This is a genomic window from Kocuria rhizosphaerae, assembly GCF_044462265.1.
GTDB classification, from domain to species: domain Bacteria; phylum Actinomycetota; class Actinomycetes; order Actinomycetales; family Micrococcaceae; genus Kocuria; species Kocuria rhizosphaerae.
This window is the reverse complement of the sequence record NZ_JBISWL010000145.1, coordinates 35,672-51,953: the sequence shown is the minus strand read 5'-3', so window position 1 is coordinate 51,953 and position 16,282 is coordinate 35,672. Positions and strand designations below refer to the sequence as shown.

The following is a 16,282-nucleotide window of genomic DNA, read 5'->3' as shown; positions in this document are numbered from 1 at the left end:
GCTGCTCCTTCTCCGTCCGTGGGACCGGTCCCGGCCCCGTTCCTCGATCCTGACCGGAGTCGCGTCACCCGACGTCGGCGATGAACGAGTCGAGGTCGACGGGCTCCTCGATCAGTCCCTGCTCGACCATCAGCTGGTTCAGCTTGTCCAGGTGGGAGAAGTCGCTCGTCGCGGCGAAGGAGATCGGGGACAGCCGGCCCACCACGTCCTCCGGGATCTGGGTGTAGCTCAGCAGGGCCTCCTCGACCGCCTCGGGGTCCTCCTCCGCGATCCCGATGGCCTCGTCCATGGACTCCACGAAGGCTTCCACGGTCCGGGGGTTCTCCTCGGCGAAGTCCTCGCGGACGGCCCAGCCGGCCACCGGCAGGTCCTCCGTCGGCCCCTCGAACGCGCTGACCACCGGGGTGACTCCGAGATTCTCCGTGGCCGTGGTGACGAACGGCTCCACCAGCCACGCGGCGTCGACCTGGCCTCCGGCCAGCGCGGCCTCCATGTTGGGCGGCGGGATCTCCACGAAATCCACGTCCGTCACGCCGTGCGACTCGAGCACGGCCCGGGAGGTGAGCTCCATGATGTTGCCCAGTCCGTTGATGGCGACCGTCTTGCCGGCCAGGTCCTCCGGCTCACTGATCCCGCTGTCCGGCATCACGTACAGCGCCTGCACCCCGGGGCGGTCGTTCTCCCGGACGGCCTGCAGCGGAAGACCCTTGGACGCCCCCTGCAGGAGGGAGACGTAGTTGCTGTAGACGACGTCGATGTCGCCCGCCACCATGCCCGGGATCAGGCCGGCGCCGCCTCCGGTGGCATCTGCGAGTTCCACCGTCAGCCCGTTCTCCTCGAAGATGCCCTGTTCGATCGCGATGTGCAGCGGCGCGAGCTCGGCGAACGGCTGGGTCCCGACGACGATGGTCGCCTTCTCGGGCTCGCCGTTCTCCCCCGCCTGCGCGTCCGGGGAGCCGGACCCGCAGGCGCTGAGCAGCAGCGCGGAGACCGTCGCCGCGGCGGCGACGGAGTTCTTCTGGATGGTCATGGTCTTCATGTCTTCCTCTCGACGGGTGTGGATCGCGGAGCCTCTGTGCACCGCAGATCTCCCACCCCAGTGAAATCGGATGTCCGATGGTGTCCCGGTCGGGTCCCGGCTCAGGTCGGGGTGCCGGCCAGGGCCCTCTCCCGCAGCTCGAAGCCTTCGTAGCCGGAGTCGGCCACCGCGGTGATCCGCTGCACGTAGGAACCCACGCCGCCCAGGTAGGGCATGAAGACCTGAGGCTTCCCGGGGGTGTTCGCCCCGTAGAACCACGTTGCGCGGGAGTCCCGGTACAAGGTTCCCTCGGTGACGTCGTTGACGTGCCGCACCCAGCCGGCCTCGGCGGAGGCCGTGGCCTCCATCGCCGCGTATCCCTGTGAGTCCAGGTACGCGACCGCGTCCGCGATCCACTCGACGTGCTGCTCGATGGAGTTCACCATGTTGCTGAACACCGAGGGACTCCCCGGACCGGCGATGACGAACATGTTCGGGAACCCGTGCACGGTGAGTCCCAGGTAGGTCGCGGGGCCGTCCGCCCAGTGCTCACGCAACCGGCGGCCGCCGCGTCCGACCGGGTTGAGGCGGTTCAGGGCTCCGGTCATGGCGTCGAAGCCGGTGGCGAAGACGATGACGTCCACCTCGTGCTCCTGCGCGGTGGTGCGCACTCCGCGGGCCGTGATCCGGTCGATGGGTTCCTGCCGGACGTCGACGAGCTCCACGTTCTCCCGGTTGAAGGTCTCGTAGTACTCCGTTCCGGAGCACAGCCTCTTGGTCCCGATGGGCAGGTCGTGCGGGGAGAGGGCCTCGGCCGTCCTCGGATCCTTGACGGTCTGCCGGATCCTCTCGCGGACGAACTCGGCCGCCTCGTCGTTGACGTCCTGGTCCCGCAGGATGTCCTTGAAGGCCCGCATCATGTACAGGCCGCCCAGCCGCCACCGGTTCTCGAGCTCCGCCAGGCGCTCCTCCCGGGTGAGGTCCTTGCCCGCGTGGGGGTTGGAGACCTGGTTGTGGCCGAAGGCGGACTGCCGGGCGAACTCGCGCTTCTGCGGGTAGTTCTCCTTCCACTCCCGCTCGACCTCGGGATCCATGGGGTGGTTCTGGGCGGGCATGCAGTAGTTGGGGGTGCGCTGGAAGACCAGCAGCTCCTCGGCCTCCTCGGCCAGCAGGGGAATCATCTGCGTCCCGGAGGAGCCCGTGCCGATGACCGCCACGCGCCGGCCCCGCACGTCCACACCCTCGTGCGGCCAGTCGCCGGAGTGGTACCACTCCCCCCGGAAGTCCTCCAGGCCGGCCGTGCTCGGCACCTGGGGCATGGAGAGGACGCCGGTCGCCATGACCAGGTACCGGGATTCGAACCGCTCCCCCGCCTCGGTCCCGCAGGCCCAGCGGCAGTCGCCGTCCCGGTACTCCGCGGAGACCACCCGGGTGTCCAGCTGGATGTCCCGGCGGAGGTCGAACCGGTCGACCACGTGGTTGATGTACTCCAGGAGTTCCGGCTGGCTCGCATAGCGCTCGGACCAGGACCACTCCTGCTGCAGCTCCTCCGAGAAGGAGTACGAGTAGTCCAGGGACTCGATGTCGCAGCGCGCTCCCGGATACCGGTTGTGGTACCAGGTGCCCCCGACCCCTCCACCGGCTTCCAGGACCTTGACCGACAGCCCTTGCCGCCGCAGCTTGTACAGGGCGTACACCCCGGCGAAGCCCGCCCCGACGACCACGGCGTCATACGACCGCACGGTCGTCCTCACTGATTCGCTGTTCCCCATCGACACCTGTTTCCTCCTCTGCGCACAGTCCCTGTGTGCAACGTCGCGGCGGAGCCGCCCGACCACGCCGACGGGGTCCGTCGGCACTGGGTCTGCGCCGGAGTCGTTGACCGCCGTTTCCCGGGCCACGATCTCTGCGACCTCCTGGCTTCCCACTGTGACGGGCTCCCCGGGGCCCAACAATCCTCATTCTCGGTGACCGGGAAGAACTCGTGATCCAGGACACATGCGCAGCTCCTCCCCCCGGAGCGGCGGCGCCCCCGACCGCCCCTCGTCCTCGACCAAGAGGGCCTCGGCGTCCAGCAGGACGTCGCGGTGCGCGCGGGCCAGGAGCTGTCCTGGATGATCCGCACGAAGTCCTCCCGGCGGAAATCCGGGTCGAAGTGGGCGAGCACGTCGTCGTTCATGGTGCCGAAGGTGGTCCGCGGGCGGTCGGCCATCGGCCACGTCCGCCCCGTCCGGACGGACGACAATCCCACAGATCCGGATATCCCGGCGGGCGGTAGAATTGTGGTCCAGGACACACGTCTTCGGGGGTCCACCATGAAGAGCAACGAGCGCAACAACGTCGCGGTCGGCGTCCTCGTCCTGGCCGCCGCGGTGGTATTCATCGCCCTGTTCCGGTTCCTCGTCGTCGGGGGCCTGGTCGTCGTGGGCCTGGCCGTGGTGGCCCTGGTCGTCTGGCTGAACATCGACGCCACCAGGAGCCAGGACCGCCCCGGCCCGGAGGCCGCGCTCGGGGACACCGCGGGCGCCGATCTCCTGGCCGACGGCCGGCGGGCCGGACCCCGGGCCGTGGAGCACGCCCGCCGGACCGGGGTGTCCAACATGCGCACGGCCTGGATCTCGTGGCACCTGAAGTCCCTGCCCGAGCAGGAGGACAACCGAGACCCCCGGCTCCTCACCGGGACCCTGGCCGTGGCCCCCCAGCCGGACTGGGACGTGGACCGGCTCCGGCTGCACGGCCGGGCCCTGTGGTCCCTGCGCACCAGCGCACGGGTGCACGGACTGCTCGAGCCGGTCGACGCCCGCCTGGACCGTGTGGTCGCCACGATCTCCGACCTGACCGACGACGAGTTCGACACCAGCCTCGGCCAGGTCAACGACCAGTTCCTCTTCCACCCGGACCGGCAGGTCCGCACCGCCTACCTCGAGGGCGGGGCCATGGGCGTGGAGGCCATCATGGAGGCCGTGACCGCCGCCAGGGCCCAGGCCCGCGAGGACGCCGCCACGAAGGCCGCCGCACAGTCCCTGGCCCGGCAGCGCAACGCCGCGCTCCACGCCCTGCGCGAGACCTACCGGCCCACGCGGGACCGGGACGCGCACGCGGCCTGGGACGAGCAGGTCAAGCGGATCGAGGAGTGACCCGGTCTCAGGCCAGGGCGATCTCCAGGCACCGCTCCTGCTCGAGCCACCGGCACACCGTGCCCAGCTCCGCGCTGCGCGCCTGCATGCGCCCGGCGATCGCCCGCGCCTCGCGACCGGCCCGCACCGCCCGGTAGCCCTCGATCACGGTGGGGTGCAGCCGCAGCGTCCGGGGCAGCCCGTCCCGGACCTCGAGCAGGAAGAGGAAGGACTGGTCGTTGCGCTCCTCGGGGTCGACCGCGTAGTCGTCGACGAAGTCTCCCGCGCTGTAGACCACCGGCCGGCCGTCGAGGACCTCGACGCCGCGGAAGATGTGCGCGGAGTGCCCGAAGACGACGTCGGCTCCGGCGTCGACCAGCGCGTGGGCGAGCCTGCGGTGGTCCTCCGGCACCTCGACGCCCCAGTTGGGGCCCCAGTGGGCGGAGACGACGACGAAGCCGGCGTGTTCCCGGGTCCGCCGGACGAGCTCCAGCAGCCGCTGCGCGCGGGCGTCACCGAGCCGGGTGGGCACGTGGAAGACGCCGGGCGAGCCGGACCCGGCCGCCCAGCGCGGCTCGTTGTCCGTGAAGGCGATGAAGGCCACCGCGGAGCCGCCTGTCGTGGCGACCGCCGGCTCGCGCGCCGCCGCCGCGTCCGGGCCGGCCCCGGCGTGCAGGATGCCGCGCTCGTCGAGCAGGGGCAGCATCTCCTCCAGCGCCGGGACGCCGTAGTCGAGCACGTGGTTGTTGGCCAGGGAGACGACGTCGACGTGCGCCGCCTCGAGGCTCGCGACGTTCTTGCGGTCCGACCGGAACCGGAACACCTTGTCCGGCCACGGCTCGCCGCCGTCGGCGATCACGCACTCGAGGTTCGCGAACCGCAGGTCCGCCTGGTGGAACAGGGGCAGGACGTCTCCCCACGGGTAGGCCGGGTCCTCTCGCCTCAGCCGCTTGTTGACGAGCCGGCCCAGCATGACGTCGCCGACCAGTGCGATCCGCATGACCCACCCCCACCCGGTTGCTCCTATGGTGATCCGCTGTCCCGCCGGGGGCAAGGCGCGGGAGCCGGAAACGACTCCGGCTCCAGCTGTCGCCCACCGTTGCGGCTGACGACCGCGGCGGACGCCCATCACGCGCGGACGCCGGCCCGGTTCAGGGTCGTACGGGTTGAGGTGGAGTTCCATCTACCGGAGGTGAGCACCGTATGGGAAGAACCCCATAATCCGCGATATACCCCCACAGGTCGGCCCCGTGCCCATGGTGGCCGTCGCGTTCGCTCCCGATCCGGCCGATCCCGCCCCATCGGCACCATCCCCGTGCGAAGGTCCCGGATTCCATCGCGTCCCCGAACACCGTCCGGTCACAGACGCTCCTGCGTCGGAGCCCCTCGCTACAGTGATTTCTTAAGCAACAACGGCCCTCGGGGGAGACCATGGCGAGCACCCAGAGCAACGACTCCGACAACGCCGTCGGCTGCGTCCTGCTGATCGGCCTGGGGATCGTCCTGGCGATCATCGGCTTCGTCATCGAGCACTGGGAGTTCTTCCTGACCGCGGCCCTGGTCGTCGCCGGTCTGGTCGTGGTCGTCGGCGGCCTCAGGGCGCTGGTCCGCGGCACGGTGGGGAAGCGGCAGGCCCGGGGGGCGGCGGTGCAGGAGGCCCGGCGGACCGGGGAGTCGGACATGCGCACCGCCTGGATGACGCTTCAGTTCGGGCCCCTGCCGCCGCAGCTCCACCGGGCGGACCCCGACTCGATCAGGGAACGGCTGGCCGTGGTCCCCAAGGCCCCGTGGACCTTGGAGCAGCTGCGGTCCCACGGGCGGGCCGTGTGGATCGTCCAGGACGGTGCCCGCCACACGCCTCTGCACCGGGAGGTCGAGGCGCGCCTGGACCGGGTGGCCGCCATGATCTCGGACCGGACGGACGAGGACTTCGACACCCGTCTCGGGCAGAACAGCGACCAGTACCTGTACCACCCGGACCGGGAGGTCCGTGCCGCCTACCTGGAGGGTGGCGCGAAGGGCGTGGAGTCGATCATGGACGCCGTCACCGCCGCCCGCGCCCAGGCCCGCGAGGACGCCGCCGCCAAGGCCGCGGCCGACGCCGTGGCCCAGCAGCGCAACGCCGCGCTCAGGGCCCTGCGGGAGACCCAGCGCTCGACCGAGGCCCGGGACGCCCACGCCGCCTGGGAGGCCAGGGCCAAGAAGATCGAGGAGTGAGGCCCGGGGTGCGCGCCACAGCCCGGTTCCGCGTTTACGCTGGTGAAATGGACCTCGACGTGGACGTCCCCGACCTCGCCGGCCTGCCCCTGACCCGGCCCCTGCAGGCGCACATCGGCCGGGTGCGCGGCGTCTACTCCTGGTGGCTGGACACCTCCCGCTTCCCCTCCCCCGAGCACGCCGGCCTGCGCCTTCCGCCCGGCGTGCCACGGCTGCGGCACGACTCCGGCGGGGCGGAGCTGCTCTACGTGGGGCGCGCCCGCCGCAACCTCCACCGGCGCGTCCTCGGCCAGCACCTGAGGCGCACCCGGTCCTCGGCGCTGCGCCGGACCCTGCTGGCCGTGCTCCTGCCCGGGGACCCGGCCTGGCGGGACGGCGCCGCCCTGGACAGCCGGGACCGTGTGGTGCTCGACGACGACGCCGAGCAGCGGCTCACCGCGTGGCTGCAGGAGCACCTGCTCCTCGGCTGGGTGCCGTGCGAGAGCAAGGACGACGTCGACGCCCTCGAGAAGCGCTGGATCGACGCGCACCAGCCCGTGCTCAACACCGACGGCACCGTGCACGGCCCGGCGCTGAGAGAGCTCAAGCGGGCCTACCTCGAGGACCTGCCGCGCCGCTGAGCGCACCGGCCTGCCGGGCCCGACCGGCCGACCACGCCCACCGGAGGACGTGCGCCCGCCGCCCACTGCCGGCGACCGCGGAAGTTCACGCGAGGCAGATCTACTCGAAAGCTACTCTGAAAGTTTTGGAGTGGCTTGCATGTCCTCCAATGCCGTCGACGCCGCCCTCGGACTTCCTCCGGACCAGATCGTCGAGACGCTCTGCTCCCTGCCCGAGGACCAGTGGTTCGAGCCGAAGTCGGCACGAATCAGACCGAAGGACTTCGCCGTGACCCTCGTGGCCATGGGCAACGCGGAGGGAGGGACGATCGTCGTCGGACTGCACGACGGCAAGGCCGAAAGTCCATCGCCGAAGGCGCTCAACGACCTCCGCCAGGCCCCCCTGGACTACACCACACCGCCGGTGCGCACCCACTACTCCGAGGTCGCCCATCCGGACGGGACGCTGCTCGTCGCCCGCGTGGACCCCAGCGACCCCGTCCACGAGCACGTCAACGGGAAGTGCTTCCTGAGGGTGGGGGACGAGTCGCGGGAGCTGACCTTCGCCCAGCGCCAGGAACTGCACTACGACCGGGGTGAGAGCCACTTCGACGGCAAACCGCTTCCCGGCCTCACCGCGGCGGACCTGGACGATGAGCAGGTGGAGCTGTTCCGGCAGGCCACCGGCTCCCGCACGGACGGGCAGCATGTCCTCCGGGCCCGCGGCCTCCTCGGACGCCACGGCGAGGTCACCGTGGCCGCATGGCTGTTGTTCGCGGAGCTTCCGCAGACCGGGCTGCCGCACGCGCACGTCCGCGTCCTCAAGTACACGGAGAACGAGAGGGGCAGCGGCGCCGGCCTCATCCTCGACGACGCCGGAGACCGCCGCGTCGAGGGCTCCGTTCCCCGCATGATCCACGGCGCCGCCGAGCTGATCGACCGGTGGGCGCCCAAACGGCGCGCTCTCGGTCCGGACGGGAAGTTCTCCGGCATTCCTCTGGTCCCCCGCGACGCCTGGCTGGAGGGCCTGGTCAACGCCGTCGTCCACCGCTCCTACAGCATGGCCGGCGACCACATCCGGGTGGAGATCTTCCCGAACCGCGTCGAGATCACCAGCCCCGGGCGCTTCCCCGGCCTCGTGGACACCGCTCGCCCCCTCGACATCAGCCGCTACGCCCGCAACCCCCGGATCGCCCGCACCTGCGCGGATCTGCGCCTCGGCCAGGAGCTGGGAGAGGGCATCCGCCGCATCTTCGACGAGATGTCCTCCCATGGCCTGCGCCCCCCCGGTGTACCGGCAGAGGTCCGGGGGCGTGCACCTGACGCTCTCTGCGCTGAAGAGCATCGACGACGACGTCCTCGCCTCCCTGCCCAGGGGTGCCGAGCCCCTGCTCAATGTTCTGCGCACCGCCGGCCGGCCACTGAGCACCGGGGAGATCATCGACGCCGTCGGGAGCAGCCGTCCGACCGTGACGAAGCAGCTCCGGGCCCTCGAGCACAACGGTCTCGTGCGGTGGAGCGGGAAGTCCGCACGGGATCCGCGAGCGACGTGGTCGTTGCCCTGATGCACCGCCCCATGGGCCGGCAGGGCGGGCGCCGCCTGCGCGTCGTCGCCGGCGCCGTGGGCGCAGTGCAGGGGATGGCGCAGGCGGGAGCGCCCGGAGGCACCGGCGGAACGAGACACGGACCCGCCGTGGGGCTGCATCAGCGGCGAGGCCGCCCGTTGTCACTGGACAATGGCCGGAAGCACCTCTCACTCCTTCCCCCCAGGAGAGCCGCATGGACATCCAGAAGATCACCGGCACCGCCGCGGGCGTGACGGCACTGCTGCTCGCGAGCGGCGCGACGGCCGCCCACGCCGTCGAGGAGGACACGACGCCCCCGGAGCTGGTGAGCTTCGAGGTCACCCTCTCGCTCGTCGACGCCCGCGTGGGCGGCACCGTCACGGCGGAAATGCACATCACGGACGAGACGTGCCTGGACGCCTACGACCCGAACATCCTGCTCTCCGACGCCATGGGCCACGTCTACGCAGGCCCCGAGTGGGCCGCGCGGACGTCGGGCGATTGCCAGGACGGCGTCTACGAGGTGTCGTTCGACATCCCCGCGACCGAGATGGGGCACCAGCCCTTCGGCGGATGGGACGCCACGATCTATCCCCTCTCGGACACCCTGGGCAACTCGGCGGACCTGTACCACCCGAGCTTCTTCGGCAAGCGGTACTTCACGTACGCCGCATCGCCGGATGCGGTGAGCGACGTGCAGGTCACGTCCACGGACAGTGGCGGGCTCACGGCGTCCTGGTCCGTGCCCGAGGCCAATGGCGCACCGATCAGCCGGTACGTCGTCGAGATCGAGGACGTCTCCGGGGACGTCGTCTACACCACGGCGGTGCAGGATCCGCTCCTCGACAATGCGGCCGTGCCCCTCGTCGACGGTCACCGGTACCGGCTCGAGGTGACGGCGCACAACGTTGTGGGCGGGACGGAGACCACCGGCGTCTCCTTCTGGACCGATGTCGCGAAATACACGCCGCCGGTGGAGTCGCCCTTCGTGGACATCACCCCGGAGACCACCTTCTACCCGGAGATGGCCTGGATGGCCGAGAACAGCATCTCCGGCGGCTGGGACACCGGCGAGGGCCGGAAGGAGTACCGCCCCCACACCGCCGTGGACCGCGACGTCATGGCCGCCTTCCTCTACCGCCTCGCCGGCTCCCCCGAGTACACCCCGCCGGTGGAGTCGCCCTTCGTGGACATCACCCCGGAGACCACGTTCTACCCGGAGATGGCCTGGATGGCCGAGAACAGCATCTCCGGCGGCTGGGACACCGGCGAGGGCCGGAAGGAGTACCGCCCCCACACCGCCGTGGACCGCGACGTCATGGCCGCCTTCCTCTACCGCCTCGCCGGCTCCCCCGAGTACACCCCGCCGGTGGAGTCGCCCTTCGTGGACATCACCGCGACGACCACGTTCTACCGGGAGATGGCCTGGATGGCCGAGAACAACATCTCCGGCGGCTGGGACATCGGCGAGGGCCGGAAGGAATACCGCCCCCACACCGCCGTGGACCGCGACGTCATGGCCGCCTTCCTCTACCGCCTCGCCGGAGTCCTCTGAACGCCCGGACTCGTCCTGACCGTGGTTCCCCGGGCGGTGCGGATTGCCGGCGACCATCCGGATGACCGCGGCACCGGATGCATCAGTACGCCATCGGCACTACTCCCGCGAACCGGCCGTCCTCCGACAGCTGCACTCCGTGGTACCTGAACGTGCGCATGATGATCCGGCGGTCCAGGATGGCCACCCCGTCGAAGCCGTCCAGCAGCTGCTGCTCCACCCTGAGCAGGTCCATGGGGTCGGTCAACCACACCATCATGTAGAGGCTGGACTCGCCCGTCACGGTGGCCATCATGTGCAGGGTGGGAGCTGAATGCCCGGTGACGCCGACAGTCGTCGATGTAGTCGATGATCACTCGATGAGGTGGTCTCGCTCCGCCGCTGCGACAAGCGCCGAGGCGGTCGTGAGGATCTCGTTCTCCGTCGAAGGCGCCCCGGTGTCGACCTCCGCGCTGGACCCGGTTGCGCAGCGTGGCCCGGTTGATGCGCAGCAGCTCCCCGACCCGGCTGCGGAACTCCAGCTTGGACTCCCGGGTCTCCTCCTGGCGCTCCTGGTACATCCTCCCGGCCCCGGCACCGCTACCCTCCGGGTCGGGCACCGTCACACGGTGGATGCGTCACCGTGCCGGTGGGCAACCCTCCACTCACCGGACTCGCGGCGGTACACCTGAGTGACTCGCAACGTGTAGGTACGCGGCTGACCGTCCACCGAAACCGAGGTGTGCTCGAGGCCGGCCGTAAATGCCATGTCGCCCACCACGTCGTAGGCCTGCAGGTCCACGGCGTACGACGTGCAGTCGGAGAAGCTGCTGCCGAGGGCACTGAACAGCTCGTCGATCTCATGCTGGCCGTTGGCATTGCGCCATGCACCCAGGACGGTCACGGGCTCGTTGCGCGACCAGAGCGCCCTCCGGGGAGCGCAGTTGCCGTTGTGGAGCGCGAATTCCGCGTCGTACAACTCCGTCCTGACCCAGGCAAGGAACTCATCGCGATCGGTCATACCGTCAGTATGCTCCTGGGCGGTCGTCGCACAAGGGCGACCACCCAGTTCGTCTCCATGCTCGCCCAGTTCACCGGGAGCAGCCTCGCCTCATGGGTGGCCGTTGCCGGCGCGCACGACGGGACGCGGGCCGGGGCGCTGGCGAAGGAGACTTGCCATGAGCTCGACAACAGCGGTGCAGCACCCTCGAGTGCCCCGCCTGACCGCGACCCCGGAGCCGCGCCGGCGCAGCTACGCCCACCACCCCGCCACCGTGGACCCGGCCACCCGGACGGACGCGTCGCGTCGGCTGTGGCCCAGGGTGTCGGCGGGGACCGATAGCGTGGCGGGAGACCTGCAACCACGGGCAGCGACCCCGCGACCGACCGAGGAACCTCCATGACGAGCATCCGATTCCTCCACACGAGCGACTGGCAGCTGGGCATGACCCGGCACTACCTCGAGGGCGAGGCGCAGTCCCGCTACACGGGCGACCGGGTCGAGACGATCCGCCGCATCGGGGAGCTGGCCCGCGCCCGGGAGTGCGCCTTCGTGGTGGTCGCCGGCGACGTCTTCGAGCACGCCAACCTGAGCCGGCGGGACGTCGGCCGGGCCCTGGACGCGATGGGCTCCGTGGAGCTGCCGATGTACCTGCTGCCCGGCAACCACGACCCCCTGGGGCCGGGGTCGATCTACTCCCAGGAGGCCTTCCGCGAGCTGAAGCCGGACAACGTGGTGCTCCTGGACGGGGTGGGCCCGTGGCCGGTCGCCGAGGGCGTCGAGCTGGTGGCCGCGCCCTGGCGCAGCAAGCGTCCCGACACGGACCCGGTCGCCCCGGCGCTGGAGGGCCTGGACGCCGACGGCAGGCTGCGCGTCGTCGTCGGCCACGGCATGCTCGACGAACTGGATCCCGACCGCACGTCCCTGGCGACCGTGCGCCGGGCGCCCCTGGACGAGGCCCTGGAGCGCGGGGCGATCCACTACGTGGCCCTGGGCGACCGCCACATCCGCTGGCCCGAGGACGACCGCGGCGCGATCCACTACTCCGGGACCCACGAGTCCACCGGTTTCCGGGAGCACGGCCGCGGGCACGTCCTGGAGGTCGCCCTGGACGGCACGACCGCGGAGGTGACCTCCCACGAGGTGGGCCGCTGGGAGCACCGTGTCCTGCGGTGGCAGCTCGACGGGCCCGACGACGTCGACGCCCTGCGCGCCGAGCTGTCGGCGCTCACGCCCAAGGAGCGGATCATCCTCAAGACCGTCTTCACCGGAACCCTCAACCTCACCGACTCCGCACGCCTGGACGCCCTGCTCGAGCAGCAGGCGGAGGTCTTCGCGAGCCTCGACGCGTGGGAGCGGCACACCGACCTGGCCGTCGTCCCGGACGAGCACGAGTTCGAGGACCTCGACGTCGGCGGCTACGCCGCGGACGCCGTCGCGGAGCTGCGGGACCTGGCCGCCTCCGACGCCGAGAGCGCGGCCACCGCCGGTGACGCGCTCCGACTCCTGTACCGCCTCGTGGGAGGAGCCCCCCGATGAAGCTGCACCGCCTGAAGCTGGAGAACTTCCGGGGCGTGTCCTCGCGCGAGATCGAGCTGCCCGAGTCGGGCGTCGTCGTGGTGGCCGGCCGCAACGAGGTCGGCAAGACCTCGATGATCGACGCCCTGGACGCGCTGATCAGCCTGCCGGACAGCAGCAGGAAGCGCGTGATCACCGAGGCGCAGCCCACGGGCCAGGACGTGCCGGTCGGGGTCGAGGCGGAGTTCTCGATCGGCGCCGTGCGCGTCGTCTACGCCAAGCAGTGGCTGAAGAAGGCCGGCACGACGCTGCGCCACGTCGCGGGCCCCCGCACGGGCGACGCGCTCACCGGGCGCGACGCCCACGACGCCGCCGAGCAGCTCTGGGCCACCGCCGACACGAACCTCTGGGAGGCGCTGCGCTATCTCCAGGCGAGCGGCCTGACCCAGAGCGCCCTGACGGACAGCGCCGCCCTGCGCCGGGCCCTGGAGTCCCACGCGGGCCGGACCGGCGGCGACGACCGGGAGGTCACCACGCTCCTGCAGCGCGTGGGCGAGGAGTGCGAGAAGTACTGGACGGCGCAGCGCCGGAAGAACGCCAAGTACGTCCAGGCCGAGACGGACTGCCGGACGGCCGAGGCGACGGCCGAGGAAGCGGCCGCGCAGCTGAGGGAGATCGCGAAGGTCGAGGAGCAGCTGGCGGACCTCGTGGAGGAGATCGCCTCCACCACGGCCAGGCTCGGGACGCTCCGCACGGAGAAGTCCGGGCTGGACCGCTCGGCGGAGCAGATCGGCGCCGTGCAGCAGCAGCTGCAGGAGGCGCAGCGCCGCCGGGACGGCGCCCGTGTCGAGCTCGAGCGCGCCCGCGAGCGCGGGCAGCGCCGCGCGGAACTCGTGGCGGCGGTCACCGACGCCGAGGAGCGCGGCGCGGCGCTCGCCGACGAGCTGCGCGCCCGAGAGGTGGAGCTCGAGCCGGTGCGCCGCGACTGCGCCGAGGCCGAGGAGCGCCGTGCCGCGGCGCAGCGGGCCGTGCAAGAGACCCGTGCGCTCCACCGGTCCGCGCGGGACGACCGCACCCACCTCGACGACGTCGACCGCCACCGCCGCGTGACGGCGGCCCTCGAGTCCCTCGGGACGGTCCGGGAGCGGCTGACGGAGCTGCGCTCCCGGCCCGGCACCGACCTGGACGAGGACGTCCTGGACGTCCTCGAGCAGGCAGAGCGCGCCGCCGACCGCGCCGAGGCCGAGCTGGCGGCCGGCAGCGCCCGGGTCGAGTTCGCCGCGCTCGGCACGACGCGGTCGCTCCTCCGCGACGGCTCCCCGCAGGAGGTCTCGCCCGAGGAGCCGTGGTCCGTCCCGGTGACCGGCGACGTCGAGGTCGAGATCCCCGGGGAGTGGCACGTGCGGATCTCCCCGGAGCAGGGCATCGAGACCCGCCGGGAGGCCTCCCGGAAGGCCGCCGGGGCGTTCGCCGCACTGCTGGAGCGGCACGGGGTCGGCTCCGTCGCCGAGGCCCGGGCCGTGTGGCGGGAGGCCCAGGAGACCGCGCGGCAGGTCCGCGCGGCCGAGGCGGAGCGCGACCGTCTCCTGGAGGGAGAGGACGAGGGCCGCCTGCGCGACGACCGGGAGCGTCTGAGCGCCTCGATCGACCGGTACACCGCCCAGCGGCCCGACGACGTCCCGCTTCCCGCCTCGGTGGACGTCGCCCAGGAGCGGGTGGACGCGGCCGAGACGGCCCTGCGCGAGGCGGAGGAGGCCTCGAGCCGCGCCGACGGCGCCGCCGAGGCCGCGCGGAGCACCCTGCAGTCCCGCCAGACGGCGCTGCACTCGCTCCAGGGCGCCGTGACCGAGCAGGAGCGGGCGCTCGCCGGCGCCCGGACCGCGCTCGGGGAGGCACGCGGGGACGTGCCGGACGAGGACCTCGACCGGGCCGTGACCACGGCCACCGGGACCGTCGACTCCGTCCAGGAGGAGATCGACGCGCACGAGGCGACGCTGTCCCGGCTGGACGCGCAGCAGGTGCTCCACGACCGCGAGCTGGTGGCCCAGCAGATCGCCGGGCTGGACTCCCTGCTGACCGAGCGGCGGAGCCGGCGGAGCTCCCTGGAGGGCCGGCTCGAGGGCATGGGCCGCGACCGCGTGCAGCTCGACCACGACCGGGCCGAGACGGCGCTCGCGGCGGCCCGGCGCCACCTCGCCGGCGTCGAGCGGCGGGCCGAGGCCGCCCTGCTCCTGGAGCGGACCCTGCGCCGGCACCAGGAGCGCGCCCACGCCCAGTACGTCAAACCGTTCCGCACCACCGTCGAGCGGCTGGGCCGCTCCGTGTACGGGCCGGACTTCGAGGTGGAGGTCAGCGAGTCCCTGGAGATCGTGAAGCGGCGGCTCGACGGCGACTGGCTGCCGTTCACCGCGCTGTCCACCGGCGCCAAGGAGCAGATGGTGATCCTCATCCGGCTCGCCACCGCCCTGCTCGTGGACCCCGAGGACGGGGTGCCCGTCCTGCTCGACGACGCCCTCGGCCACTCCGACCCGCAGCGGCTCCGCCGGCTCGGACAGGCCATCACGGCCGCCGGGGAGCAGACCCAGGTGATCGTGCTGACCTCCAACCCCGAGCGCTTCGCGAACCTGCAGCAGGCGCGGCGGATCGAGATGTGAGATACGCCGGGCTCACGCAGCGCCGCACCGCCCGGGGGCCCGGGACCGGCGGCTCCCCGGACGGCCCGTGAGGTCGCTCAGACGAGCCAGGCGGCCACGGCGTCGGGGTGCTCGTCCATCCACTGCCGGGCCGCGTCCAGCGGGGCGAGGCCGTCGAGGTTGACCGCACGGTCCATCGCGTTCACCGCGGCCAGGGTGAAGCGGATCCGGCCGAGCACCTCCCGGGTGCGGTCCGGCAGTCGGCCGACGGCCTCGCGGTGGGCCACCAGGGAGGCGCGGTCCGGGGGCGGGAAGACACCGAGCGGATCGGCCAGGGGGCGGAGGTCGTGCACGTCGTTGAGGTACTGCGGCTGCCACAGGGGCGTGACGAACCAGTCCCCGGCGGCGATCCGGGCGTTGACGGTGTCGATGATCGCGTGGATGTCGCCGATCCGATGGGTCCATCCGGCCTGGTCCAGCCCGTAGTCGGCCACGAGCTTCTCGGAGCGCATGGTCAGCCCGGCGCCCGCCGTGGTGCCCTGCACCACCAGTGTGGCCATCCGCGCCGTCACCTCGGGGCGGGCCAGGTCGGAGAGCTCGCCGACCTGATCGGCGGGCACGTAGCCGGGCACCGCCCAGAAGAACCGGGCCCCCTCGAACAGCGGGGCCACCTCGACGACCCGGTCACTGATCTGCTCCCAGTACGTGCCGTGCCCACCGGGCAGCCAGCTGTCCGCGAACAGGTGCAGCTCCCCCTCGGCCAGCAGCGGATACATCTGCGGGTGCGGCCCCTCGCGCACCTCGACGTCGTGACCGAGCCGCAGCAGCACCTCCTCCACCACGGCGGCGGCGACCTGGTGGAAGGACTCGTCGATCCGGCCCAGCACCACCGGGCCCGGTGTCGAAGACATCATCGGGTCCTCCCCTCTCGTCGTGTCCCGGCCGGCGGGCCGGCGCGTCTGCGAACGCGGTGACGGGAGCATCGTAGCGGGGGTCCGCGGGCGAGGTCAGCCGATCCGGTGGGAGTACCACTGCTGCACGCCCCCTGAGAACACGGCGTTCCGGACGTCGGCGTCGTCCGC

Annotated in this window: 13 protein-coding genes and 1 pseudogene; 8 read left to right on the top strand and 6 right to left on the bottom strand. The window is 71.9% G+C overall.

Annotation, left to right across the window (positions count from 1 at the left end):
- Positions 1 to 64: 64 nt before the first annotated feature.
- Together ACH9EU_RS17185 and ACH9EU_RS17180 are read right to left on the bottom strand one after the other, a co-directional pair.
- Complete coding sequence (locus ACH9EU_RS17185) at positions 65 to 1,039, bottom strand: ABC transporter substrate-binding protein (RefSeq protein WP_396415119.1); 975 nt, start codon at positions 1,037 to 1,039, stop codon at positions 65 to 67.
- 101 nt (positions 1,040 to 1,140) lie between these two features.
- Positions 1,141 to 2,760, bottom strand: a complete 1,620-nt coding sequence (locus ACH9EU_RS17180; RefSeq protein ID WP_396415118.1) for an NAD(P)-binding domain-containing protein — start codon at positions 2,758 to 2,760, stop codon at positions 1,141 to 1,143.
- A gap of 573 nt (positions 2,761 to 3,333) precedes the next feature.
- On the opposite strand from ACH9EU_RS17180, the gene ACH9EU_RS17175 reads away from it, so the two are divergent.
- Complete coding sequence (locus tag ACH9EU_RS17175; RefSeq protein ID WP_396415117.1) at positions 3,334 to 4,155, top strand: hypothetical protein; 822 nt, start codon at positions 3,334 to 3,336, stop codon at positions 4,153 to 4,155.
- Positions 4,156 to 4,162: 7 nt separating this feature from the next.
- Here the strand turns inward: ACH9EU_RS17175 and ACH9EU_RS17170 are convergent, their stop codons facing one another.
- Positions 4,163 to 5,134, bottom strand: a complete 972-nt coding sequence (locus ACH9EU_RS17170; protein WP_396415116.1) for a CapA family protein — start codon at positions 5,132 to 5,134, stop codon at positions 4,163 to 4,165.
- 431 nt (positions 5,135 to 5,565) lie between these two features.
- On the opposite strand from ACH9EU_RS17170, the gene ACH9EU_RS17165 reads away from it, so the two are divergent.
- From ACH9EU_RS17165 to ACH9EU_RS17145, 5 genes and pseudogenes are all read left to right on the top strand, one after another.
- On the top strand, positions 5,566 to 6,351 hold the full coding sequence (locus ACH9EU_RS17165) for a hypothetical protein (protein ID WP_396415115.1): 786 nt from the start codon (positions 5,566 to 5,568) through the stop codon (positions 6,349 to 6,351).
- Positions 6,352 to 6,398: 47 nt separating this feature from the next.
- Positions 6,399 to 6,971 (top strand): GIY-YIG nuclease family protein, encoded by a 573-nt coding sequence (locus tag ACH9EU_RS17160; protein ID WP_396415114.1) that lies wholly within the window; start codon positions 6,399 to 6,401, stop codon positions 6,969 to 6,971.
- Between the two features lie 139 nt (positions 6,972 to 7,110).
- Positions 7,111 to 8,181: pseudogene (locus tag ACH9EU_RS17155) on the top strand (RNA-binding domain-containing protein); the annotation flags it as partial.
- 40 nt (positions 8,182 to 8,221) lie between these two features.
- On the top strand, positions 8,222 to 8,515 hold the full coding sequence (locus ACH9EU_RS17150; RefSeq protein WP_396415139.1) for a helix-turn-helix domain-containing protein: 294 nt from the start codon (positions 8,222 to 8,224) through the stop codon (positions 8,513 to 8,515).
- A gap of 214 nt (positions 8,516 to 8,729) precedes the next feature.
- The gene (locus ACH9EU_RS17145; protein WP_396415113.1) at positions 8,730 to 10,070 is read left to right on the top strand and encodes a fibronectin type III domain-containing protein; all 1,341 of its coding nucleotides are present in this window, start codon (positions 8,730 to 8,732) and stop codon (positions 10,068 to 10,070) included.
- A gap of 82 nt (positions 10,071 to 10,152) precedes the next feature.
- Here the strand turns inward: ACH9EU_RS17145 and ACH9EU_RS17140 are convergent, their stop codons facing one another.
- Entirely contained in the window at positions 10,153 to 10,365 is a 213-nt protein-coding gene (locus ACH9EU_RS17140) for a hypothetical protein (RefSeq protein ID WP_396415112.1), read from the bottom strand.
- 306 nt (positions 10,366 to 10,671) lie between these two features.
- Positions 10,672 to 11,070, bottom strand: coding sequence for a nuclear transport factor 2 family protein (locus ACH9EU_RS17135; RefSeq protein ID WP_396415111.1), 399 nt, complete (start codon positions 11,068 to 11,070; stop codon positions 10,672 to 10,674).
- A 378-nt stretch (positions 11,071 to 11,448) separates the two neighbouring features.
- Between ACH9EU_RS17135 and ACH9EU_RS17130 the strand changes: the two genes are divergently transcribed.
- Both ACH9EU_RS17130 and ACH9EU_RS17125 read left to right on the top strand, forming a co-directional pair.
- Positions 11,449 to 12,588, top strand: a complete 1,140-nt coding sequence (locus tag ACH9EU_RS17130; protein ID WP_396415110.1) for a metallophosphoesterase — start codon at positions 11,449 to 11,451, stop codon at positions 12,586 to 12,588.
- Entirely contained in the window at positions 12,585 to 15,221 is a 2,637-nt protein-coding gene (locus ACH9EU_RS17125) for an ATP-binding protein (RefSeq protein WP_396415109.1), read from the top strand. Before ACH9EU_RS17130 ends, ACH9EU_RS17125 begins: the two co-directional genes overlap by 4 nt.
- A gap of 77 nt (positions 15,222 to 15,298) precedes the next feature.
- On the opposite strand, the gene ACH9EU_RS17120 is transcribed toward ACH9EU_RS17125, so the two are convergent.
- Positions 15,299 to 16,111, bottom strand: a complete 813-nt coding sequence (locus ACH9EU_RS17120; RefSeq protein ID WP_396415108.1) for a glycine betaine ABC transporter substrate-binding protein — start codon at positions 16,109 to 16,111, stop codon at positions 15,299 to 15,301.
- Between the last annotated feature and the right edge of the window lie 171 nt (positions 16,112 to 16,282).